This is a genomic window from Xanthomonas sp. LF07-6, assembly GCF_034105445.1.
GTDB classification, from domain to species: Bacteria; Pseudomonadota; Gammaproteobacteria; order Xanthomonadales; family Xanthomonadaceae; genus Xanthomonas_A; species Xanthomonas_A sontii.
The window spans coordinates 117,742-141,028 of sequence record NZ_JAXGGI010000002.1; the positions used below are offsets into that span (position 1 = coordinate 117,742).

The 23,287-nt window shown below is 69.1% G+C and carries 19 protein-coding genes and 1 tRNA gene; 3 read left to right on the forward strand and 17 right to left on the reverse strand.

The window, feature by feature from the left end:
• Positions 1-18 precede the first annotated feature (18 nt).
• From SLW56_RS05050 to dxs, 3 genes are all read left to right on the forward strand, one after another.
• Positions 19-1,803: an acyl-CoA dehydrogenase C-terminal domain-containing protein gene (locus SLW56_RS05050; protein ID WP_295915902.1), complete on the forward strand. Its 1,785-nt coding sequence runs from the start codon at positions 19-21 to the stop codon at positions 1,801-1,803.
• 112 nt (positions 1,804-1,915) lie between these two features.
• Positions 1,916-2,575, forward strand: a complete 660-nt coding sequence (locus SLW56_RS05055) for an HNH endonuclease (protein WP_026143548.1) — start codon at positions 1,916-1,918, stop codon at positions 2,573-2,575.
• Positions 2,576-2,725: 150 nt separating this feature from the next.
• Entirely contained in the window at positions 2,726-4,639 is a 1,914-nt protein-coding gene (dxs, locus tag SLW56_RS05060) for a 1-deoxy-D-xylulose-5-phosphate synthase (protein ID WP_017915807.1), read from the forward strand.
• A gap of 128 nt (positions 4,640-4,767) precedes the next feature.
• Here the strand turns inward: dxs and SLW56_RS05065 are convergent, their stop codons facing one another.
• From SLW56_RS05065 to pheT, 17 genes are all read right to left on the reverse strand, one after another.
• Positions 4,768-5,817 (reverse strand): TraB/GumN family protein, encoded by a 1,050-nt coding sequence (locus SLW56_RS05065; protein WP_267099247.1) that lies wholly within the window; start codon positions 5,815-5,817, stop codon positions 4,768-4,770.
• A gap of 17 nt (positions 5,818-5,834) precedes the next feature.
• Positions 5,835-6,305 carry a cupin domain-containing protein gene (locus tag SLW56_RS05070; protein WP_295961543.1) on the reverse strand — a complete coding sequence of 157 codons (471 nt, stop codon included), beginning with the start codon at positions 6,303-6,305 and terminating at the stop codon, positions 5,835-5,837.
• A gap of 74 nt (positions 6,306-6,379) precedes the next feature.
• The gene (locus SLW56_RS05075; RefSeq protein WP_267099248.1) at positions 6,380-7,171 is read right to left on the reverse strand and encodes a WecB/TagA/CpsF family glycosyltransferase; all 792 of its coding nucleotides are present in this window, start codon (positions 7,169-7,171) and stop codon (positions 6,380-6,382) included.
• Positions 7,158-7,949 carry a polysaccharide pyruvyl transferase family protein gene (locus tag SLW56_RS05080; RefSeq protein ID WP_017910240.1) on the reverse strand — a complete coding sequence of 264 codons (792 nt, stop codon included), beginning with the start codon at positions 7,947-7,949 and terminating at the stop codon, positions 7,158-7,160. Before SLW56_RS05080 ends, SLW56_RS05075 begins: the two co-directional genes overlap by 14 nt.
• A 51-nt stretch (positions 7,950-8,000) precedes the next feature.
• A complete protein-coding gene (locus SLW56_RS05085; protein WP_295930342.1) occupies positions 8,001-9,188 on the reverse strand; it encodes a glycosyltransferase family 1 protein in 1,188 nt (395 codons plus the stop codon).
• A gap of 52 nt (positions 9,189-9,240) precedes the next feature.
• Positions 9,241-10,743 (reverse strand): lipopolysaccharide biosynthesis protein, encoded by a 1,503-nt coding sequence (locus SLW56_RS05090; protein WP_320694444.1) that lies wholly within the window; start codon positions 10,741-10,743, stop codon positions 9,241-9,243.
• On the reverse strand, positions 10,740-11,789 hold the full coding sequence (locus tag SLW56_RS05095; protein ID WP_295970779.1) for a GDP-mannose--glycolipid 4-beta-D-mannosyltransferase: 1,050 nt from the start codon (positions 11,787-11,789) through the stop codon (positions 10,740-10,742). Before SLW56_RS05095 ends, SLW56_RS05090 begins: the two co-directional genes overlap by 4 nt.
• On the reverse strand, positions 11,786-12,919 hold the full coding sequence (locus SLW56_RS05100; RefSeq protein WP_295915929.1) for a glycosyltransferase family 4 protein: 1,134 nt from the start codon (positions 12,917-12,919) through the stop codon (positions 11,786-11,788). The genes SLW56_RS05095 and SLW56_RS05100 overlap by 4 nt, the downstream gene beginning before the upstream one ends.
• 43 nt (positions 12,920-12,962) lie before the next feature.
• Entirely contained in the window at positions 12,963-14,060 is a 1,098-nt protein-coding gene (locus tag SLW56_RS05105) for an acyltransferase family protein (protein ID WP_267099251.1), read from the reverse strand.
• On the reverse strand, positions 14,057-15,328 hold the full coding sequence (locus SLW56_RS05110) for a polysaccharide biosynthesis protein GumE (protein ID WP_267099252.1): 1,272 nt from the start codon (positions 15,326-15,328) through the stop codon (positions 14,057-14,059). Before SLW56_RS05110 ends, SLW56_RS05105 begins: the two co-directional genes overlap by 4 nt.
• Before the next feature lie 178 nt (positions 15,329-15,506).
• The gene (locus SLW56_RS05115) at positions 15,507-16,967 is read right to left on the reverse strand and encodes an undecaprenyl-phosphate glucose phosphotransferase (RefSeq protein ID WP_148829266.1); all 1,461 of its coding nucleotides are present in this window, start codon (positions 16,965-16,967) and stop codon (positions 15,507-15,509) included.
• Positions 16,968-17,276: 309 nt separating this feature from the next.
• Positions 17,277-18,713, reverse strand: coding sequence for a GumC family protein (locus SLW56_RS05120; RefSeq protein WP_320694445.1), 1,437 nt, complete (start codon positions 18,711-18,713; stop codon positions 17,277-17,279).
• Positions 18,710-19,402, reverse strand: coding sequence for a polysaccharide biosynthesis/export family protein (locus SLW56_RS05125; protein ID WP_320694446.1), 693 nt, complete (start codon positions 19,400-19,402; stop codon positions 18,710-18,712). The genes SLW56_RS05120 and SLW56_RS05125 overlap by 4 nt, the downstream gene beginning before the upstream one ends.
• A 571-nt stretch (positions 19,403-19,973) precedes the next feature.
• Positions 19,974-20,050: transfer RNA gene (locus tag SLW56_RS05130), tRNA-Pro, on the reverse strand.
• A gap of 103 nt (positions 20,051-20,153) precedes the next feature.
• A complete protein-coding gene (locus SLW56_RS05135; protein ID WP_009597860.1) occupies positions 20,154-20,510 on the reverse strand; it encodes a MerR family transcriptional regulator in 357 nt (118 codons plus the stop codon).
• Positions 20,491-20,790: an integration host factor subunit alpha gene (locus SLW56_RS05140; protein ID WP_003466661.1), complete on the reverse strand. Its 300-nt coding sequence runs from the start codon at positions 20,788-20,790 to the stop codon at positions 20,491-20,493. The genes SLW56_RS05135 and SLW56_RS05140 overlap by 20 nt, the downstream gene beginning before the upstream one ends.
• Before the next feature lie 23 nt (positions 20,791-20,813).
• Positions 20,814-23,192: a phenylalanine--tRNA ligase subunit beta gene (gene pheT / locus SLW56_RS05145; RefSeq protein WP_320694447.1), complete on the reverse strand. Its 2,379-nt coding sequence runs from the start codon at positions 23,190-23,192 to the stop codon at positions 20,814-20,816.
• Positions 23,193-23,287 lie beyond the last annotated feature (95 nt).

Sequence of the window (23,287 nt, forward strand, 5' to 3'; positions counted from 1 at the left end):
CTCGTCACGAGCGATCGCATGAGCACCTATCAAGCCCCGTTGACCGATCTCCGCTTCGCGCTGCACGACGTGCTGCAGGTGGAGGCCTTGTTCGCCCGCCTCGGCCATGCCGACGCCAATGCCGAACTGATCGACGCGGTGCTGGAAGAAGCGGCGCGCTTCACCGGCACCGTGCTGGCGCCGCTGAACCGGGTTGGCGACGAGCACGGCTGCACCCTCGACAAGGCGACCGGCGCGGTGACCACCGCGCCCGGCTTCCGCGAGGCCTACCGGCAGTTCGCCGAGGGCGGCTGGACCGGGCTGACCGCCGCCGCCGAGTTCGGCGGCCAGGGCCTGCCGCACACCCTCGGCGTGCCGCTCAACGAAATGGTCAACGCCGCCAACCTGGCCTGGGGCAACTTCCCGCTGCTGTCGCACGGCGCGGTCGAGGCGCTCAAGCAGCACGGCGAGGCCTGGCAGCAGGAGGTGTTCCTGAAACCGCTGGTGGATGGCCGCTGGACCGGCACCATGTGCCTGACCGAGCCGCACTGCGGCACCGACCTGGGCCTGCTCAAGACCCGCGCCGAGCCCAACGCCGACGGCAGCTGGTCGGTCAGCGGCACCAAGATCTTCATCACCGCCGGCGAGCACGACTTCACCGACAACATCGTGCACCTGGTGCTGGCGCGGCTGCCGGACGCGCCGGCCGGCGCCAAGGGCATCTCCCTGCTGGTGGTGCCGAAGTTCAAGGTCGCCCGCGACGGCAGCGTCGGCGAGCGCAACGCGCTGCGCTGCGGCTCGCTGGAGCACAAGATGGGCATCCACGGCTCGGCCACCTGCGTGATGAACTTCGACGGCGCCGAGGGCTACCTGGTCGGGCAGCCGCACAAGGGCCTCCAGGCCATGTTCACCATGATGAACACCGCGCGCCTCGGCGTCGGCCTGCAGGGCATCGGCCTGTCCGAGCGCGCCTACCAGAACGCGCTGCATTACGCCCGCGAGCGCCTGCAGTCGCGTTCGCTGAGCGGCGCCAAGCTGCCGGAGAAGCCGGCCGACCCGATCCTGGTGCATCCGGACGTGCGCCGCATGCTGCTGACGGTGAAGGCGCTGACCGAAGGCAGCCGCCTGCTGGCGCTGCATGCCGCCACCCTGATCGACATCGCGCACAGCGCCCAGGACCCGGCCGAGCGCGAGCAGGCCGACGTGCTGGTCAGCTTCCTCACCCCGATCTCCAAGGCCTGCCAGACCGAGTGGGCGGTGGAGAACACCTACCACGCGCTGCAGTGCTTCGGCGGCCACGGCTACATCCACGAACACGGCATGGAGCAGTTGGCGCGCGACGCCCGCATCACCACCCTGTACGAAGGCACCACCGGTATCCAGGCGCTGGACCTGATCGGGCGCAAGACCGCGTCCAGCCAGGGCGCGGGGCTGAAGCTGTTCCTGGCGCAGATCGAGGCCTTCCTGACCGAGCACGCCGACAACCCGGCGGTGGCCGAATTCGTGGCCCCGCTGCGCGAGAAGGCCGCCGAGTGGGCGGCGCTGACCAAGCGCATCCTGCAGCGCGCCGCCAGCAATCCCGAGGAACTGGGCGCGGCCAGCTACGACTACGTGTTCTATTCCGGCTACGTGGTGCTGGCCTACTGGTGGGCGCGCAGCGTCGCCGCGGCCGAGGCCTCGGCGCATGGCGAGGCGTTCAAGCAGTCCAAGCGCGAGACCGCGCGCTTCTACTACGCCCGCCTGCTGCCGCGCACGCTGACCCACGCCGCGGCCATCGACAGCGGCGCCGCGCCGCTGATGACGCTGGCCGACGCGCAGTTCTGAGTCGCACATCCAGGTCCGGACGCGGCCCCGGCATGCACGCCGTGCCGGGGCCGCACGGCCCGCCGCGGCCGATACACAAACCGTCACCAATCGGGTATAAGCTGTCTTCCCGATGGAGACAGACACAACAACGCTTGGTCTGATCGATACCGGGGCCTGCGGCGCCTCGGCCGCGGTCCCGTCGCCTGCGGCGTCCCCTTCCCACCTGCCTTCGGTCCGGCTGCTGTCGCTGGACGCGCATGGCCGCGTGCTGGACTGGATCAACTGGCAGGACGCCGCCTGCCTGTACGCACGCGGCGCGGTCGCCTGGACCCTCGGCGAGCCGTGCCTGCACATCCACGGTGGCATCTGTCGCGCCAGCGGCGAGCGCAGCGTGCTGGAGCTGCACCCGATCATCGCCGCGCGCGGCCACGCGCATGCGCGTGCGCTCGACCCCACCCCGACCCTGACCAATACCGCGCTGTTCGCCCGCGACGCGCAACTGTGCCTGTACTGCGGCCAGCAGTTCAGCCGCCCGCAGCTGACCCGCGATCATGTGCTGCCGGTGTCCAAGGGCGGCCGCGACATCTGGGAGAACGTGGTCACCGCGTGCTTCCACTGCAATTCGCGCAAGGGCAATCGCACCCCGCAGCAGGCATCGATGCCGCTGCTGGCGGTGCCGTACCGGCCGAGCTGGATCGAGCATCTGATCCTGTCCAATCGCAACATCCTGGCCGACCAGATGTCGTTCCTGAAGGCGCAGTTGCCGAAGCGCTCGAAGCTCTCGTTGTAGCCGCGCGGCCTCACGCCGCCCTCACGCCCGCTGCGACGGATTGCCGCACCCCGGCCAAAACCGGCCATCCACGCGCCCGCGACTGAACGGGTTGATTGCGCGTGCCCGGAATGGAGAGGAAAATGACAGGTCCGCTGAACCTCCATTCCGATGATCGACCCCACCCGCTATCCGCGCCTCTCGCGCATCCAGGTCCCCGCCGAACTGCGTCGCTTCGATGAATCGGAGCTGCCGGCCATCGCCGAGGAACTGCGCGCCTTTCTGATCGAGTGCGTCGGCAAGAGCGGCGGCCATTTCGGCGCCGGGCTGGGCGTGATCGAACTCACCGTCGCCCTGCACTACCTCTACGACACGCCGGTCGACCAACTGGTGTGGGACGTCGGCCACCAGACCTATCCGCACAAGATCCTCACCGGGCGCCGCGACCGCATCCACACGGTCAAGCAGGCCGACGGCGTGGCGCCGTTCCCCAAGCGCGAGGAAAGCGAGTACGACACCTTCGGCGTCGGCCACTCCTCCACCTCGATCTCGGCCGCGCTGGGCATGGCGGTGGCGCTGCAGCGCATGGGCGACGAGCGCAAGGTGGTGGCGGTGATCGGCGACGGCGCGATGACCGCGGGCATGGCCTACGAAGCGCTGAACCACGCCGGCGGCATGGACCCGGAACCGAACCTGCTGGTGATCCTCAACGACAACCGCATGTCGATCTCCGAGGCGGTCGGCGGGGTCACCAAGATGCTGGGCCGGATGAGCGGCAGCAAGACCCTCAACGCCATCCGCGAGGGCGGCAAGAAGATCCTCGGCGACAAGAAGAGCAACCCCACCGCACGCTTCGTGCGCCGCTGGGAAGAGCACTGGAAGGGCATGTTCGTGCCGTCCACGCTGTTCGAGGAAATGGGCTTCCACTACACCGGCCCGATCGACGGCCACGACCTGCCGGCGCTGCTCGGCGCGCTGAAGACGCTCAAGACCCTCAAGGGTCCGCAGCTGCTGCACGTCATCACCACCAAGGGCAAGGGCTACGAACTGGCCGAGGGCGACCAGATCGGCTACCACGCCGTGGGCCCATTCGATCCGAGCAAGGGCCTGGTGGCCAAGCCGGGCGCCAAGGCGCCGACCTACACCGACGTGTTCGGCGACTGGATCTGCGACATGGCCGCGGCCGAGCCGGCGCTACTGGCGATCACCCCGGCGATGCGCGAGGGCTCCGGCCTGGTGCGCTTCAGCAAGGAATACCCGCAGCGCTACTTCGACGTGGCCATCGCCGAGCAGCACGCGGTGACCCTGGCCGCGGGCATGGCCGTGCACGGCGCCAAGCCCGTGGTGGCGATCTATTCCACCTTCCTGCAGCGCGGCTACGACCAGTTGGTGCACGACGTGGCGGTGCAGCAGCTCGACGTGCTGTTCGCGATCGACCGCGGCGGCGTGGTCGGCCCGGATGGCGCCACCCACGCCGGCAACCTGGACCTGAGTTTCCTGCGCTGCGTGCCGCACCTGGTGGTGATGGCGCCGGCCGACGAAGCCGAGTGCCGGCAACTGCTCAGCACTGGCCTGCGCCATGCCGGCCCGGCCGCGGTGCGCTACCCGCGCGGCACCGGCCCCGGGGTCGCCCCCGGGACCACGCTGGAGCCCTTGCCGATCGGCAAGGCGCAAGTGCGCGCGCAGGGACACACGGTGGCGCTGCTGGCGTTCGGCGCGACCCTGGCGGCGGCCGAACAGGTCGGCCGCGAGCTGGGCCTGAGCGTGGTCAACATGCGCTTCGTCAAGCCGCTGGACCGCGCCCTGCTGCTGGAGCTGGCGCAGAGCCACGAAGGCTTCGTGACCATCGAGGACAACGTGGTGGCCGGCGGTGCCGGTTCCGGCGTGGCCGAGCTGCTCAACGCCGAAGGCGTACTGCGCCCGGTGCTGCACCTGGGCCTGCCCGACGCGTTCCAGCACCACGCCAGCCGCGAGCAACTGCTGGCCGAAGCCGGCATCGACGCCGCCGGCATCCGCGCCGCGGTGCTGAAGCGCTGGCCGCAGCTGGCCACCAGCGCCAGCGCACCGCGCACCGCGGCGGGCTGACCCGTCGCGATTGCGAGCAGAGCAACGGCACGGCGGTTGGCGCATGCCGTGCCTGCTTGCGGCATTGCGCACGGTTCTCGATGCGCCTCATGCCGCTTCCGGTTGCGCCGGCGTCTCCAGCGCGTGACCTAGGGCGCGATCACCTCGGCGCCGCTGGCGCGTAGCCGATCCAGCGGCCCGCCCGGCTCCTGCAGGGTCTGCATCGGCAACGCCGCGAAACTGGAGCGGTTCTGCGCCAGCGCCCGCTCGGCCACCTGCAACCAGGCCGCCTGCGCACGCTGGCGCACATCGCCCAGGCCCAGCTTGCGCGCGATCGCCGCTTCGCCGACCGCGTCCAGGCAGACCCGGTACTGATCGTTGGCGGGCAGCGCGGCCAGCGTGTCCAGATCGCCTTCGGACCACGCATTGGCGCGCTGGCGCATCGTCTCCAGGTCGCGATCGATGACCTGCAAGGTGCGCGCGAAACAGGCACTGTCGTTGAGCGAGGTCGCCCGGAACTCCTGCAGCGCGCGCTTGGCGTCGGGCACCTTGACCTCCACCACCACCGGCACGATCGGCACCCTGGCGCGCTTGGCCGCACGCGCGATCACCGGCTGCACGACGCTGCCCAGGCTCAGGCCGGAAGTGCGCATCGCCGCTTCGTACAGCTCCTGCGCCGCGAACACCGGCCGCCAGCGTTCCACGCTGCTGTCGCGGCCCAGGTAGCGCGCCTTCAGCGGCAGCCAACGCGCATACAGCTCCGGCGGCAGCACCTGCTGCAGGGTGCGGTCGTCGGGATTGCGCCGCGCCTTGAGCAAGGACGGCAGCAGCATCAGGCTGCGGAACATGCCCAGGCCCGAGTCCAGGGTGAGGGTCGGCGCCGCGATCACCTGTTGCGATTGGGCGATCACCCGCTCCACTTCGCCCGATTCCCACTGCATGCGCTTGGGCAGCGGCGACACCGTGCCGAGGATCCACAGCACGTGGTCGCCGCGGCGCACCTGCCACAGCCCCGGGCCGGGCTGGCGCCCGCTCACCAGCACCGCCTCCAGGTCGACCACCGGCGGATGGGCTGGTGCGGCCGGCGTCGCGGTCTGCGCCTGCGCGGCGGGCATGCCCGCCGCCAGCAACGCCGCCGCCAGGCACAACGCCGGGCCGAGCCGGCGCGCGACGGCCCCCGGCGCGGTCGCTGCGCGCACCCCGCGCCGCGCCGTCATCAGTCCGCCAGCTTCGGCAGGTGCGTGGCCAGCGGGTCGGTGTCCGCCAGCAGTTCGAAGCGCTCCCACAGGAACCCCGGCGCCACCACGCAGCGCACCAGGCAGTAGTCGGCCAGCGGACGCGCGGCCTGCCAGGTGCCGGCCGCGATCACCACCGACGGCATGCCGCCGCGCTCGCTGGCATCCAGGCGGTAGCGCTGCAGGCCATGCTGCGGATCGAAGCCCAGCAGTTCCAGTGCCCCGCCCTCTTCCCATTGCCAGGTCTCGTCGGCATCGATGCGGTGCCAATTGCTGACTTCGCCCAGCGCCAGCAGGAAGCGGATCGCGGTGCAGGCCGGGCGCAACGTCTGCTCGTGCTGCACCATCAGAGCCGAGGTATGCACGCGCGCGTAGCGCCCGCCCTCCGGGTGCGGCAGCAGCGAAAGGTCGCGCACCAAGGCGGCGATTCGGAAAGCGGCGGCGCTGGACATGCGTCCAGTCTAATCCGGCGCACGGCGGTGCGGATGTCAGGCCGCGCCATTTCCGCGGCGGCGGCCGGTCGACGTCACGAGGGGCGCAGCGAGTCGCGTGCAGGCGGCATGGCGCCCAGCCGCCTGCCGTGCCGCAGGCACAGGGCGAAGAACACCAGCAGGTCCCAGCTGTAGCGCTTGAGCAGGCGCCGCGGCTCGCGCAGCAGGCGATAGATCCATTCCAGGCGCAGCCGGCGCACCCAGGCCGGCGCGCGCCGGGCGGTGCCGGACAGGAAGTCCAGCAACGCGCCCACGCCGAACGCCAGCGGCACCTGCAGTTGCGCCGCGTGCTGCAGCAGCCAGCGCTCCTGCAGCGGATTGCCGAACGCCACCAGCAGCACGTCGGCGCCACTGGCGTTGATGCGCGCGGCCAGCCCGTCGCCGGCCGCGGCGAACTCGGCATAGCCGTCGCAGGTACCGACCACCTGCTGCCCCAGCGACTGCCGCAAGGTCTGCGCCGCGGCGTCGGCCACGCCGGGCCGGCCGCCGAGCAGGAAGAAGCGCAGCGGCCGCGGGCTCTGCCGGCACAGCGCCGGAATCAGGTCGGTGCCGTTGAGATTGCCGGCGAAGCGGCGGCCGTGCACCAGCAGCGCGCCCAGGTCCATGCCGATGCCGTCGTTGACGATGCACACGTCCGGCGCGGCCAGGCGCTCGCACAGAGCCTGGCACTGCACCACGAAGTTGGTGTTGGCGAAGAACACCTGGCGGCGCTCGCCGCGCGCCAGCGCCTGCAGCAACGCGGCAACGAACTCGGTCTCGGTGCTGCGCAGGATCGGATAACCGCCCAGCGCCAGCACCTCGCCGGTCGCGCGTTCACCAGAGGTCATGCGGAAAGCTCTCCAGCAGGCCGCGTTGCACCGCGGCCAGGTCGAACACGGTATTGCCGCCCAGCGCCACGCATTCCTCCACCGTGTGCCCGGCATGCCAGCGGCCGCGGCCGGTGCCGGCATAGTAGTCGTCGTACTTGAAGCGGTCCTCGCCGTTGCCCCAGTCCAGGTACACCGACGGCACGCCGTAGGCTTCGGCCAGGATCAGCCCGTGCAAGGAGCTGGACACGACCAGGTCGGCGCCGAGCAGTTGCCGCACGAACGCGGCCGGCTGGCGGTTCGGCAGCACCAGGTGGTCCTTGTACTGCGCATACTTGTCCAACGGTTCGTTGAAGTGCGGCACCACCAGGAACGGCTGCCGTGCCGATGGCGCCAACAGCGCCTCGCGCGGGAAGAACAACGGCATCAGCAGACCCGGATCGCCGTAGACCTCCGGCACCTGCAGGCCGCGCTCGCGCAGGAACGCGCGGGTCTTGGGGCCGCGCACCGCACGCACGTCGAGCTGGCGGAAGGTATGGCGGTCGGCGGGAATCTTGCCGTTGACGCCGCTGCCCCACACGGTGTCGCCGTCGCGGGCGAAGTGCAGCACCGAGCCGATCGCGATCAGCCGCGTGCGCTTGTCGCGCTTGTCCAGCAAGGTGCGGTCGCGCTGGCCGAGCACGTTGGAGACGATGATCTTGGACAGGTGATCGCCGACGTTGATCTCGCCGTTCTTCGGCTTCCACCAGAACAGCGCCCGGCGCTCTTCGTAATCGATCCATTTTTGCAATGCGGACATCGGTCCTCCTTGGTTGCGCGGGGGGTATGGCGGACAAGCCGGGGCGTGGACTCAGGCCACGCCGTCGGCGAACAGACGGGTCTCCGGGTAGGCGGCCGGGTCCAGCACCCGGTCGGTGGTGTCGGACCAGCTCAGGCACTGACGATGGCGCACATGCGGCGCCTGCAGCGCCTGCCCGATCGCCGTGATGATCGACGCCTCGTCGCCAGGCGTGTAACCGAAGCGCGACGGATAGCGGCCGACCACGGCATTGGGGCAGACGGCCGGCAGGCCGAAGAAGTCGTACTGCAGCAGCTTCATCGAACTGTCGGCCAGGTACGCCGGCACCTGCTCGGACGCGTACGGGGCGATGCCGAAGCGGGCGTGCTTGATGTAGCGGATGGTCTCGGCGTGCTTCATCTCGCCGTACACCACCACGTTGTCGCCATAGCCTGGCGCGCGCCCCATGCCCGAGCCGATCACGTGGAAGGTGACCTGCGGGAAGGCGCGGCTGGCGGCGACGAAGAAATCAGGATCGAACAGCATCGACCCCACCGCCACCGCATGGATGCCCTCGCCGTACGGCGACGGGTCGCCCAACGTGTGCAGGTCGTGGTCCACGCCATGGCCGACGTGGTACACGTTGTGGCGGCTGGCGACCTCCTCGGCCATCGCCGGCGACACCAGCGCGATCACGTCCAGGCTCGGCGCCACGCGGTCGAATTCGCGCTCGATGTAGTCGGCGACGTTGATCGTGCTCAACCCATCGGAGGCGCGGTACACCTTGCGTGCGGTCGGGTTGATCCGCGCCGCCAGCGCGATGAACGCCACCGCGATGCCGCTCTCGAACACGATCACGTCGGCCTCGCGCATCCAGTGGATCAGCGTGGCCGGCGCGCGCGCCGCGTAGACTTTGAACATCAGGTCTTCCAGCGGCCGCAGCCAGCGCCGCCGGGTGTTGAACGGATGCAGCAGCGCGCGCCACAGATAGCAGTCCACGCCATTGTGGCGGACCACCTGGTTGGCGGTGGCGTCCAGCGGCAGGCGCAGGTCGCCCTTGAGCCGCGACAGCAGGCTGTAGCGCAGCGAGAAGAAGCGCGTGGGGCCGCGCTTGGCCAGCTCGTCGGCAATGAAGTGGATGTTGGCGCGACGCGGCGTGCGGTAGTCGTGCGCCGACAGCACCAGATAGCACGGCGCACGCCCACTGGTGGCCGCGGCCGGTGCCGATGCGGGCAGCGCCGCTGCGGAAGAATCGCTCATGCGCTCGCTCCTGTGCGGAATGAAGGAAAGGAAAGACACGGCCGGCCGACGCTCATCGCGCTCCCCGTGCCTGGCGCAACAGCGTGCGCATCTGCAGGATGGCCAACACATCGCGGCGGAACGCCGGCCACAGCGCGAACACCAGCAGGCAGCCCAGCGCCATCGCCACCGCGCCGACGATCAGTTGCAGCCACAACGACGTGCCACCCCACTGCTGTGCGGCAAAGTACGCGGCAACGCCGCAGACGCCGTAGCCGAGCACCGCGCGCAAGGCGTTGTTGAACAGTTCCCAGGCCGGGATCTGCGGCGCGATGCGCGCGATCCAGATCACCGACAGCGGCCACATCACCAACAAGCCCAGCGTGTAGCCCACGGTCACGCCCATCACGCCCCACAGCGAGCCGGCGAAGATGCAGGCGATCAGCATGACCCGCCCGACCACCGAATACACCAGTTGCTGACGCATCAGGCCCAGCGCCAGGAACACCCAGTAAGTGGCGTAGGACGCGGTCTGGAAGATGCCGCCGAGCGTCAGTACCTGGAACAGCGGCACTGCCGGCCGCCACTGTTCGCCCAGCACCAGCACGATCAACGGCATCGCCAGCGCGCAGGCGAAGGAGAACAGCGCGACGATCAGGTGCACCATCACCGTCTGCCCGCGCAGCAGGAAGTTGCCGAAGCGCGGCGGATCGTCCTGCAGCTGCGACAGCACCGGCAGCGCCACCGAGGTGGCCGGTGCGTTGATCTGGTTCAGCGGCATCATCAGCAGCTGGAACGCGCGGTTGTACAGGCCCAGCGCTTCGGCGCCGATGCGGTGGCCGATGATCACCTGGCCGACATTGCGGCTGGCATAGCCGAGCAACTGCGCCGCCATCAGGTTCCAGCCGAAGCTCAGGAAGGTGCGCATCGGCGCATCGCGCCGGTAGCCGCGCGGCAGCCAACGCGCGCAGGCGCCGGCGATCAGCAGATTGACCAGCGCCTGCACCACCTGCTGCCAGACCAGCGCCCAGTAGCCGTAGCCGGCCAGGGCCACGCCGACGCCGGCCAGCAGGCCCAGCACCTGCGCGCCGACGTCGCTCAGCGAGACCTGGCCGAAGCGCAGCGCACGGCTCAGGTGCGCGCGGTACTGCGTGGTCATGCCGTTGAGCAGGAAGGTCACCGCCAGCGCCTGCGAGATGCCGAGCAAGGCCGGCTCGCGGTAGAAGTGCGCGATCCACGACGAGGACAGGAACACCACGATCGCCAACGCCAGGCCGATGCCGCTGTTGATCCAGAACAGGTTGTCGCGCTGCTCGCGGCTGACGTGCTTGGCCTGGATCGCCGCCGAGGAAAGGCCGAAGTCGCGCAGGATCTCGGCCATGCCGACGATCGCCGTCACCATCGCCATCAGGCCGTAGTCGTAGGGCGTCAGCAGCCGCGCCAGCAGAATGATGCCGCCGAACTGCACCACCATCTTGGCCAGCTGCCCGGCCATGGTCACCGCCGCGCCGCCGGCGGCGCGCGCGCCCAGTCCGGGTTGCGGCGCTGCCGGCCGCGGGGTCTCGGCGCTACTCATGCGTCCTCCCCGCGGCGCACGGTCAGCGCCTGCAGATAGCTGCGGTAATGCTGCAGGCCGATACCGTTCCAGTCGCGCCGCGACAGGTCCGGCACGGCGTCGGCGGGCAACTGCTGCGCGTGCGCCAGGGCCTGCGCCAGTTGCGCCGCATCCAGCTCGCCCTGGTACAGCTGCACCCACTGCGCGCCGACTTCGTCGACGATGGCGGCATTGGCCTCGCTCCACGGCGCCAGCACCGGGCGCGCCAGCGACAGCGCCAGCAGCAGGGTGCCGGAGTTGTGCATCTGCCGGTACGGCAGCACCACCAATTCGGCCTCCCCGACCTCCTGCGCCAGCACCGCGTCTTCCACGTACTGAAGGCGTGCACTGATCCGCGGGTCCTCGGCGCAGGCGCGCTCGACCACGCCGCGGATCTGCGCATCGATCGGGTTGCCGGCGATGCGCAGGCTGAGCTGGGGATCGGGCAATGCGCCGAACGTCGCGATCAACGTCTCCACGCCCTTGTACGGGCGCAGCAGCCCGAAATGCAGCAGGCGCCCGGGGACACGCGGCGGTTGCGGCAGCGGCGCGTACCAGTCGCGGTAATGGCCGTGCAGGATGGTGTCGGTGGCCGGCGCGCGTGCGGGCGTGGTCGCATTGATGCGGATCCAGCGCGCGGTCTGGCGGTCGATCCAGCGCAGCAGCAGGCGTTCGCGCCAGCCCTTGTCCTCGTGCGGCGCCACGTTGTGCAGGGTGCGCACCAGCGGCACGCCGGCCAGGCGCAGGCGCAGCAGCAGAACGGCGACACAGAACTGCTTGGCCAGCGTGCCGAGCGCCGTGCGATGCCGCAGCAGGTACTCCGGCCAATGCAGATGCAACACGTCGTAGCGCGACAGCAGCGCCGCGCGCATCGAGAAGAAGCGCAGTTGCACCTGCGGCGGCAACGCCGCGTAGAGCTGGGTCAGATAGGGATTGGTGGTCGCGGTCGGGCGCTCGGTGGACAGCAGCACGGTGACTGCCGGCGCGGCCTGCTGCGACGTGCCATGGCGCTGGCTCTCGCCGCTCATCGGCCGCCCTCCGCGCCGCCCAGCGCCAGGCGGTATTCGTCCAGATAGGCGCCGACCACACGATCCCAGTCGTAGCGATGCGCGTAGGCCATCGCCGCTGCGCGCTGCGCGGCGAAGTCCGCATCGGTGCCGGCGGCGAAGGCACGCACCGTGGCCGCGGCCGCCTGCGCATCGGCCGGATCGACCAGCACACCCTGCCCCGACTCGCGCTGCAGGCGCGCAAACGGCGGGATGTCGCTGAGGATCGGCAGCAGTCCCGCGCTCATCGCTTCCACCGCGGCCAGGCCGAATCCCTCGTGCCGCGACAGGCACACGAAGTACTGCGCGCTGCCGAGCAACTGCGCCAGTTGCGCCTGGGTCGGCGCCACCTGCAGGCGCACCCGCTGCTGCAGGCCGCGCTCGGCGATCGCCTGCTGCAGGTCGGCCATGCTGAAGTCGTATTCGCGCCCGGCCACGATCAACTGCCAGGCCGGATCCTGCGCGGCCAGCGCGCGCACCAGGTCCAGGGTCTCCAGCAGGCCCTTGTTGACCGACCAGCGCCCGAAGTAGATCAGCGTGCGCCCCGGCACGGCGCTGCCCTGCCCGGCGAACTTGTCCACGTCCACCCCGTTCTCGATCACCCGCAGCCGCTGCGGCGCGACCACCTGCGAGAACAGCCGGCCATCGTTCTCGCTGGTCGCCACCACCCGCGCGTAGGCGAGTGCGGATGCACGGGTGAGGGTCTTGAACCAGAGCATCTTCAGGCGCGAGGCATAGGTGGTATGGAAGAAACCGCCATGGGTGGACACGATCATCGGCACACGGTGCAGCGGCCGGGTCAGGGCCAGGAAGTCGTAGAAGAAATCGATGCCGTGGATGTGCAGCAGATCCGCACCGCGCACCGCCGACAGCACCGACGGCGCCAGCGGGTAGCGCGAGGAACCGCGATACGGCAAGCGCACGATCGGTACGCCCTGGTGGCTGTCGCGCGACGCCAGGCGCTGTTGCGGATCGGTGAACACCCGGTCCAGGCTCACCACCTCGACCTGGTCGCGGCCCTGCTGCAGATGGCGGCGCGCGATATTCAGCACCACCTCCTCCATGCCGCCGACCGACGGATGGAACTGGCGCACCACATGCACCACCTTCATGCCCGGCCTCCGTCGCGCCCGTGCGCGGCCCGCAGCGCCGCCGTCATGCCGTCGCTCCCGCGACCGCACTGCGGCGCACGCCGATCATCCACGGCGCGATCCGCACCAGCACCACGCGGATCGGCACGCTGATCAGTACCGCCAGCACGCTCACCGACACCGCCCAGGCCGGTCCCCACGCATCGCCGCGGACCAGACCGGTGCGGGCGGCGACGCCGGCCATCACCGAGAACAGCAAGGTGTGCGTGCACAGGATCAGCAAGGTGTTGCGCCCGATCCACTGCAGCCAGCCCCATTGCCGCACCAGCCCGGCGACGCACAGCGCCATGGCGCTGCCGAGCAGGCTGGCGGCGAGGAACCCCAACGGGGAATCGCCGAACTTGAGCATGTTCACGTCGACGCGGCCGTTGTGCCAGGCGATCGCGAACCAGGCCGCGCCCAGCAGCACCGCCGCCAGCGCATTGCCGGCCGGCCGTGCCGGCCACCACTGCGCCCGCGTCGCGGCGAGCGCGCCGATCGCGAAGAAGCACAACGCCACCGGCAGCACGTCCAGCGAGAACGGCAGGCGCATGTCCTGCCCCGGGAACCAGCACGCCCAACCCCAGGCCAGCGGCAACGAAAGCCCGGCCAGCACCGGCAACGACAGCGTACGACGCAGCGCCAGATAGGCCAGCGTGGTCACGAACAGCGCCGGCAGGAACCACAGCGCAGGCATCACGTAGAGCTTGGGCCCGATGCCGCTGACCAGGCCCAGCAGCGGCTCCCACCACGGCCGGTCGCCCCACAGTTGCGCCTTGCTGCCGATGTGCCGGGTCAGCATCCAGTACGCGTAGGCGACGAAGAAGAACGCCACATAGGGCAACAACAGGCTGCGCGCCAGCTTGCCGACCGTGGCCAGGCTCAGCGGGCGATTGCCGAAGGCCTCGCCGACCCAGCCCGATAACAGAAAGAACATCGGCACGTGGAAGCTGTAGGCCAGGATCACGTAGGCGTGCGGAATGCCCTTGGCATGGCCGAACACCACCAGCAGGATCGCGATCGCCTTGGCCGCATCGATGCGCATGTCGCGCGGCGCGCTCGCCCGTGCGCTGCGCCCCTGCGCCGGCACGGACGCGGAGACGGCCGTGGCGGGCGCGCTCATGCCGGCACCGCCGGGATGCAGGGAGCCGGCGCCGCAGGCACTGCGGCTGACTCGCGCAGGCGGGGCGCCATCTGCCACAGGCACCCGCACACGAACCACCACAGCGCCGCGGTCTTGATCGAGAAATAGCCGTTGGAAACCAGCAGGCTCAGCGAGAAGGCGAAGATCAGCAGGTTCTTGAACAGCTGCCCTTCGATGGTGCGCATCAGCATCGCGAACGAGTACGCCAGCAGGAACGCCAGCACCAGCAGCACCGACTGCGAAGAGATGAAGTAGGCGATGCCGCTGTCGAAGTAGCGGTACGGCTGGTCCACGTCCAGCCCCATCCACGCATCGGCGCTCATCCTGCGGATCGAATCGACGGTGAAGAACACCCGCCCCAGCGTGGTGTCCTCATAGCTCTGGATGCCGGAGGCCCACACCAGCAGCCACGCCCCGCCCATCACCGCGAAGAAGATCAAGAAGCCCAGGCGCTGGTCCATGCGCAGCAGCAGCGGACTCAGCAGCGCCATCATCACGCAGGTACCGGCGGCCAGGCGCCCGTCCGAGGCCACGATCAGGAAGCCGATCATCGCCACCGAGGCGACGATCGCCAGCGGCCGCATCCAGCGCCAGAACGTCAGCAGGATCGCGGTGAAGAAGATGATGAAGTTGCCCATCGTCACCGGCTCGATGAATACCGAGGAGGCGCGCGGCAGGTTCGACGACGGCAGGAAATTGCGCGCGCCCGGGCGTGTCGCACTGACGAACAGGTTGCTGTCCTGATTCCAGAAGCTCGACGCGCTGGCGCCGCGCGCGTTGACGAAATAGCTCTTGGGGTTGACCACGTCGCCGTAAACCTTGGGCAGCGCCAGTTCGAACACCGCCACCAGCGACACCAGCAGCGCCATGCGTACGAACATGCGCGGCAGCGAGCCGGTGTAGGCCGCGCCGAGCAGCAGGAAGGCGAACGGGATCAGCGCATCGCGGAAGAACTTCGGATCCAGCGTCCAGGCCATGAACAGGCGCACCAGCATCAGCAGCGCCAGCAGCGCGATGCCGGTGAACACCATCGCCATGCGCTTGCGGTCCAGCGCGCGCATACCTAGCAGGAAACAGGCCGCATAGACCGCCAGTTCCACCGCGTAGGTCATCGCCGGGCTGACCCGGAACACCTTGGCGTTGATCACCGCCAGCACGAAGTTGTAGCCGACGGCGAACAGCAGCACCAGCTCGATCAGCAGGTTGCGGCGCTGCTCGCGCAGCGGCATGTCCGGCACGCTCAGCATGCGCACCTCGCTGCGGCGGCGGCGCGTTGCACGCCAACGCGGCCATCGGCTGCCGTCACGCGCGGCAGAAACGTGTCGCGCGCCACGTCATTCGACGCAGGCAGCACGGGAACGACGGCGACGCGGAGGCGGCGCCGGCGCTGTACACGGTCGGCGGGAAGAAAACGCATCGGGCGCATCAGTAGGCGGTCTTCTGCCCGAGCACCTTGAACGCGGTCAGCACGATGATCCGCGTGTCCAGCCACAACGACCAGCGGCGGATGTAGTCCAGGTCGTACTGGATGCGCTTCTTCATCGTGCGCAGTTCCGGCGTCTCGCCGCGGAAGCCGTTGACCTGCGCCCAGCCGGTGATGCCCGGCTTGACGTAGTGCCGCTGCATGTAATGGTGGATCAGCTTTTCGTAGTGGGTGTTGTGCTGCGCCGCGTGCGGACGCGGCCCCACCACAGACATGCTGCCGCCGAGCACGTTGAACAGCTGCGGCAGTTCGTCCAGGCTGGTGCGGCGCAGGAACGCACCGAAACGGGTCACCCGGCTGTCGCCGCGCGTGGCCTGCACCACCACGTCGCTGGGCTCCTGCTGCACACGCATGGAGCGGAACTTGTACATGTAGAACTCGCGCCCGCCCAGGCCGTGGCGGCGCTGGCGAAAGAACACCGGACCCGGCGAGCTCAGCTTCACGCCCACCGCGATCGCCAGCATCAGCGGCCACAGCACGGCCAGTGCGGCCAGGGCCACCAGCTTGTCCTGCAGCGCCTTGGCAACCACGAAGTAGGTGTTGCGGTCCACCCCGCCCTGGCGCAGGTTGATCACCGGTACGTTGCCGATCTGGTCGCCGGACTGGTTGAGCATGCCGAAGTCGAACAGATCGGGAATCAGCCGGACCTGGATCGGATAGCGGTCCATGCGCTGCAGCAGCTGCTTGATATGGTCGCGTTCGCCCAACGGCAACGAGATCCACACCTGCTCGACCTGGTGGTCGTCGAGGTAGTCGATCAGCGCGTCGGCGGTGCCCTCGCCCAGGCACTGCAGCTTCTGCGGATGGTCGGCCACCGACAGGTCGTAGTCGCTGCTGAAGTAGCCCACCACCTGCATGCCCACCCAGGGATTGCGGCTCAGGTAGTTGTGGATCTTCACCACCGGATGGCGCAGGCCAACCACGACCACGCGCTGCACGTCCACGCCTTCCGAGCGCAGCCGGTTGAGCACGCCGCGCACCAGGGTGCGCGAGAGCAGCAGCGTCGCCAGGCTGGTGACGAACCAGGTGCCGATCCACAGCCGCGAGACCTGCTGGCCGAACTGCACCACGAAGGCATGCATGGCGAACAGGGCGAACACACCGCCACAGGCCAGGCTCAACACCATCATCTCGCGCAACAGGCCGCGCCCGCGCCAGCTGCGGTACAGCGGGAACAGCGCGAAGCAGATCACCGCGTACAGCAGGGTCGTGCCAATCGCCACCCGGTAGGCCGGTTCCGGCATCCAGGTGCCGAACAGCAACCGGTGGGTGAGCAACGCGCCGCCGACCATGACGGTCAGGTCGGACACGCGCAACAGGATGTCTGCCGCGGCCGCGTACTTGGACAACATGCGCGGCGAGGAGGTCGTATAGGTGGCGCTACTCAGGTCTGCCAAAAGCATGATCGGGATTCCTATCCAAACCCGGTCGATCGGCATGCGGGGGAACATGCGACGCCGCCGGGCCTCGATTTCGCCTGCCTGTGGACCGCTGCGGCGCCTCCCTCGCCGACCCCAGGTCCACGGCAGCCCGTGATTACTTCAACAGAACAACGTCTTCGTACAACCGCGCTGGAAAATAATGGAGCACCTCATTGCCTAGCTGAACCACGTATCACCTCACTGAAGACTGTGCGTCGAACCGATGCCGTTGTGTGCGGTGCGGCACGCACCCGCGCCTCGCGCGGTGCGGCGCGCCATGACACCACGACATCACGCCGAGGCCGCCGCCGTGGCTTCGGCCTTGCGGATGAAGTAGCGCACCAGCGCCACCGCCACCGCCAGGAACAGGCCGAACACGAAGGCCAGCGCCAGGCCGAGCAGCTTCTTCGGCGAACTCGGCTTGCCCGGCACATCGGCGCGGTCGACGATCGAAATGTTGTTGGTGCCCACGTTGCCGACCACGCCGATCTCCTTGTAGCGCTGCAGCAGCGCGTCGTAGAGCTGGCGGTTGGTGTCGGCCTCGCGGCGCAGCATGGTGTAGCGGATGCTGCGGGTCTGCAGGTCCAGTTCGTCGTTCTTCAGCGCGGCGATGCGGTCGGCCAGCAAGGTTTCCTGCTGACGCGCCGACTCGTAGTCGTTCTTCAGCGCGCTGCGGATATTGGCGACCTCGTCGGCGATCTGGCGCTTGGTCTCGGCGATCTGGTTCTGCAGGCGCTGCATCTCCGGGTAGCCGGGCTGGAACGTCGCCAGCTTCTGCTGGTAGTCGGCGGTCATCTTGGCCTGCTCGGCGCGCAGATTCTGGATCAACGGGTTGCTGACCACCTGCGGCAGGCCCATGCCGTCGCCGATGCCGGCCTGGCGCCAGGCCGCCTCGGCCTTGATCCGCGCATCCTGCGCCGCGGCCAGGCGCACATTCAGTTCGCTCATGTTCTGCGTCGGCAGCGAGGGCTTGTCCTCGCCCATCGACACGATCTGTTCCTGGCTGGAATAGTCGACCGCGTTCTTCTCCGACTCCTCGACCTTGTCGCGCAGCTGCGCCAGGCGTTCGGACAGGTAGCGCGCGGCGAACGAGGACGCCTGCAGCCGGCGTTCCTGGGTCGAGGCGATGAACATCTTGGCGTAGGTGTTGGCCACGCGCGTGGCCAGCACGCGGTCGGGCGAATCGAAGTTGATCCGCACCAGGCGCGAGTCGCGCACCGGCTCGATGGTCAAGGCGTCCAGCACCGGACCGACCAGCGCGTTCTCCGCCGCGGCGGCACGCGCCTGCGGCGTCGGCGCACGCCCGTCGCCGTTGTCCTGCAGCTTCTCCAGGGCCTCATCGACCAGCGGTTTGAACGCCGGCGCCTCGGTCAGCTTGGCCTCGCGAATCACCTGCCGCGCCAGCGACCGGCTGCCGAGCAGTTCGTACTGCGTCTGGTAGAAGTCGCGATCCTGCGGCGATTCCACCGGCATCAGGTTGGCGACATTGGCGACGTTGAGCGATTCGCGCTCGATCTGCAGCACGCTGGTGGCGCGGTACTTCGGCGTCATCAGCAGGAGGACCAGCAACGCCAGCAGGACGACTGCCCCGGTGATACCGATGATCAGCCAACGCTGCCGGTACAGCGCATTCCAGTAATCCAGCAGGCCGATGTCGGCCGGGCTCAGCGGGGCACCCACAGGACGCGGGCGCGGCGCGGAAACGGGAGGCAAGGTGGAGGCGCTCATCGGTAGGCCCTCCAGACCATCACGAACGGGGTCAGCTGCACCACGGTGCGCAGCAGTACCAGCGCATCGGAGCGGTACACCACCACGATGTCGCCGCCGTAGATCGACGGATCCGGCGCGGCGCCCTTCTGGATATCGCGCAGATCGAAACGCGCCAGCATCTTCTGCCCGCCCACCGTGCGGAACACCACCACATTGCCGCGGCTGGCCACGTCGCTGACGCCCTTGCCCAGAGACAGTGCCTGCTGCAGGGTCAAGGCGGAGCCCTGGATGGGATAGATGCCCGGCTCGCTGACCGCACCGGTGACCGTGACCCGGTTGCCGGTGAACTCGTCGACCAGCACCGACACCTGCGGGTTCTGCAGATAGCCGTTGCGGTAGCGGTCGGCGATCTCCTTCTGCAGCGCATTGACGCTGGAGCCGGCGGCCTTCACGTCGCCGATCAGCGGCAACGAGATGCGGCCCTCGTTGTCGACCCGCACCTGCCGTTCCAGATCGTCGACCTGGAACACCTTGACCGTCAGCAGGTCGCCCGGGCCGAGCAGGTATTCCGGCTTGCCCATTGAAGCGGCAAGCGGATCGCCTGCCGGCAGGTCGGTACGCATCGCCGGCCCGCTGCTGCATGCGGACAGCAGCCCCAGGCAGAACAGGGCAAGCGCCCATTGGAAGGTCACGGAAAGTTTACCCATGCGCGATGCTGATGCCCTCTGTCGATTGGTTTTCGAAGCGCCGCACTCCCCCAGCCGGCCAGGGTTCCGTTCCCGGTCGGAGGATGATTACGGTGTCAATTCCTGCCTGGGACGAACGGCCCTGGCCAACAGCGAAGCTTCGTGTTGCAACGCACTATGGCACAGGCATCTGCCGCCACCAAGGCGTTACCCGACATTTTTTTGACGCAGTAACGTGAGGGTTCAACTACATGTCCGGCTATTCAGCGTAGCAAGGACCCGTGAACGTTCCATCGACGCGATGTTAACGTGATCAATGTCAAGGCATTGACGCTGCGCAGCTCTCAGTTCCCATGGGGCTTTCCGCTCTGGTGGGGCGACGACCTCGTCGCGGGACAGCGCAATCCCGCGCATTTTGTCTACGGCGACGCGCCAGCCTCTCTGCGCCGATACAGATCGCCCTATGTCGCGATACCGACACGCGTTGCCATCCCGGCGGGCAGCCCATTGCCGACACCGGCCGCACGCGCGCCGCCGATCCGACGCGCCCAAACAAAAAAGGCCCATGTCGCAGACATGGGCCTTCGAAAGATGGTCGGGGTAGCCGGATTCGAACCGACGACCACTAGTCCCCCAGACTAGTGCGCTACCAGGCTGCGCTATACCCCGGTGTGTTGCGTCTCCGCCGTCAAGGCGGACCCGCCTTGCGGCGAGCTGGCGATTATAGCGGGTTTGCCGCGGCCATTCCTAGCGGCAGCAGCGCCGCCATGGCTCACCGCCGCAGCAACTGCAGGACTTCTTCCAGCTCCTGCCGCACCTGCTTGATGATCTGGTTGCTCAGCGCCGATTCCTGGCGGGCACCCTCGCCTTCCAGGCGCAGGCGCGCGCCGCCGATGGTGTAGCCCTGTTCGTACAGCAGGCTGCGGATCTGCCGCACCATCAGCACGTCGTGGCGCTGGTAGTAGCGCCGGTTGCCGCGCCGCTTGACCGGTTCCAGGCTGGGGAATTCGGTCTCCCAATAGCGCAGCACATGCGGCTTGACGTCGCACAGCTCGCTGACCTCACCGATGGTGAAGTAGCGCTTGGCCGGAATCGGCGGAAGTTCGCGGTTACTGCCCGGGTCCAGCATAAGCCTCCACTCGCTCCTTGAGCTTCTGTCCGGGGCGGAAGGTCACCACCGTCCGCGCCGAAATCGGGATCTCTTCGCCGGTCTTGGGATTGCGGCCGGGCCGTTGGTTCTTGCGGCGCAGGTCGAAGTTGCCGAAACCGGACAGCTTCACCTGCCGCCCCTGCTCGAGCGCATCGCGCAGCACGTCGAAGAACGCATCGACGAATTCCTTGGCCTCGCGCTTGTTCAGCCCGACTTCGTCGAACAACCGCTCGGCCATTTCCGCTTTGGTCAACGCCATCGCCCTGCTATCCCCTGTCCTTCTCAACCACGCATCCGCGCGTCGTGTTCCCGCGCCAGCGCGGCCACCGCATCGGCGACCACCGCCTCCACGTCGCGGTCTGTCAGAGTGCGCGTGTTGTCCTGCAAAATCAAGCCCATAGCGAGACTCTTGCAACCAGCCTCGACCCCCGCGCCGACGTAGCGGTCGAACAGCACGACCTCGCGCAGCAAGGGCCCCACCGCCGCGCGCACGCTGCGCGCCAGCGCCGCCCAACTCACCGCGTCCGGCACCACGAAGGCCAGGTCGCGGCGCACCGACGGGAACCGCGACAGCTCGGCGGCGCGCGGCAGGGCACGCGCGGCCAGCGGCGCCAGGTCCAGCTCGAACGCCAGCACATCGACGTCGATCTGCATCGCCTGCAGCAGCCGCGGGTGCAGTTGGCCGATCCAGCCGATCCGCACGTCGTCGCGATAGACGTCGGCCGACCGGGTCGGATGCGCGAACGGGTGCGCCGACGGCCGGTAGTCCAGGCGTGCGCCGGAGGCCGCGGCCAAGGCGTCCAGGTCGCCCTTGAGGTCGTGGAAATCGACCTTGCGCGCCGGCAGGCCCCATTGCAGGGCGTCGGCATCGCCGCACACCGCCGCCGCCACCCGCTGGGTTTCGGTCGGCGCGGCGCCGGCTTCCGCCGCCGCGGCGAACACCTTGCCCAGTTCGAACAGGCGCACGCGCCCGGCCTGGCGCGCGGCGTTGCGGCCCAGCGCGGCGACCAGCCCCGGCAGCAGCGACGGACGCATCACCGCCAGTTCGGCGCTGAGCGGATTGGCCAGGGCCACGCGCCCGTCGTGCAGGCCCCACTGGTCCAGCAGCGCGGCATCGACGAAGGCGTAGTTGATGGTTTCCAGCAGATCGCGCGCCAGCAACTGCCGGCGCACGCTGCGCTCGTCCAGCTGGGTCTCGCTGTCCATGGCGATGCGCGTGGCGCCGCCGGGCAAGGTGGTCGGCAGGCGGTCGTAGCCGTGGATGCGCGCCAGCTCCTCGATCAGATCCTCTTCGATGGCGATGTCGAAGCGGCGGCTCGGCGCGGTGACCTGCCAGCCGTCGGCCGAGGCGACCACCTCCATGCCCAGCGCGCGCAGGATGCGCTCGACGTCGGCGTCGGCGATCTCGATGCCGAGCACGCGCAGGATGCGCGCGCGGCGCAGCGCGATCGGTGCCGGTGCCGGCAGGAATTCGGGCAAGGCGGCCTCGACCACCGGGCCGGCGCGCCCGCCGGCCAGCTCCAGCACCAGCCGCGTGGCCAGCTCCAGCGCCTGCCGCGGCAGCGCCGGATCCACGCCGCGCTCGAAGCGGTGACCGGCATCGGTGTGCAGGCCGAGCTTGCGCCCGCGGCCCATGATCGCGGCCGGGGCGAAATGCGCGGCCTCCAGGAACACGTGGCGGGTGGTCTCGGTGACACGGGTGGCGTGGCAGCCCATCAGCCCGGCCAGCGCCACCGGCCGATCGGCATCGGTGATCAGCAGGAACGCCGGATCCAGCACGGCCTCGCGGCCATCGAGCAGGGTCAGGGTCTCGCCGCCGCGCGCGTGGCGCACGCCGATCGGGCCCTGCAAGGTGTCCAGGTCGAAGGCATGCATCGGCTGGCCCAGTTCCAGCATCACGTACTGGGTGATGTCCACCAGCAGCGACAGCGGACGCACGCCGCTGCGGCGCAGGCGTTCGGCCATCCACAGCGGCGTCTTCGCCGCCGGATCCAGGTCCTCGACCACGCGGCCGCAATAACGCGGCGCATCGGCGCCCGCATCCAGCGTCACCGCCAGCGCGCGCTCGCTGCTCACCGCCGCCGGCGTCACCGCCAGCGGCAGCACGTCGCTGCCGCAGGCCGCGGCCACGTCGTAGGCGATGCCGCGCACGCCGAAGCAGTCGGCTCGGTTGGGCGTGAGCTTGATCTCGATGCTGGCGTCGGGCAGGCCCAGATACTCGATCAGCGCCTGGCCGATCGGCGCATCGTCGGGCAGTTCGAACAGGCCGGACGCGTCGCTGTCCAGGCCCAGCTCCTTGGCCGAGCACAGCATGCCGTTGGACGCGACGCCGCGCAGCTTGGCCGGCTTGATCGCGATGCCGCCGACCTGCGAACCGACCAGCGCCAGCGGCGCAACCAGGCCCGCGCGCGCATTGGGCGCGCCGCAGACGATCTGCAGCAATTCGCCCTGCCCGGCATCGACCCGGCACACCTGCAGCCGGTCGGCCTCGGGATGCGGCGCGGCCTCGACGATCCGCGCCACCACCACCTGCTGCAGGCCGTCGCCGAGCGGCACGACCTCCTCGACCTCCAGGCCGATGGCGGTCAGGGTCGCGGTGAGCTGCTCACGCGTGGCCTGGGTCGGAACGTGGCTGCGCAGCCAGTTTTCGCTGAATTTCATGGAAGGGCCGGGAATCGGGAATGGAGAATGGGGAATCGAAGACGCGGTCTACTGGGACGGAAACGGAGAGGGGAAACGAGCCTTTGCGTTGCTTT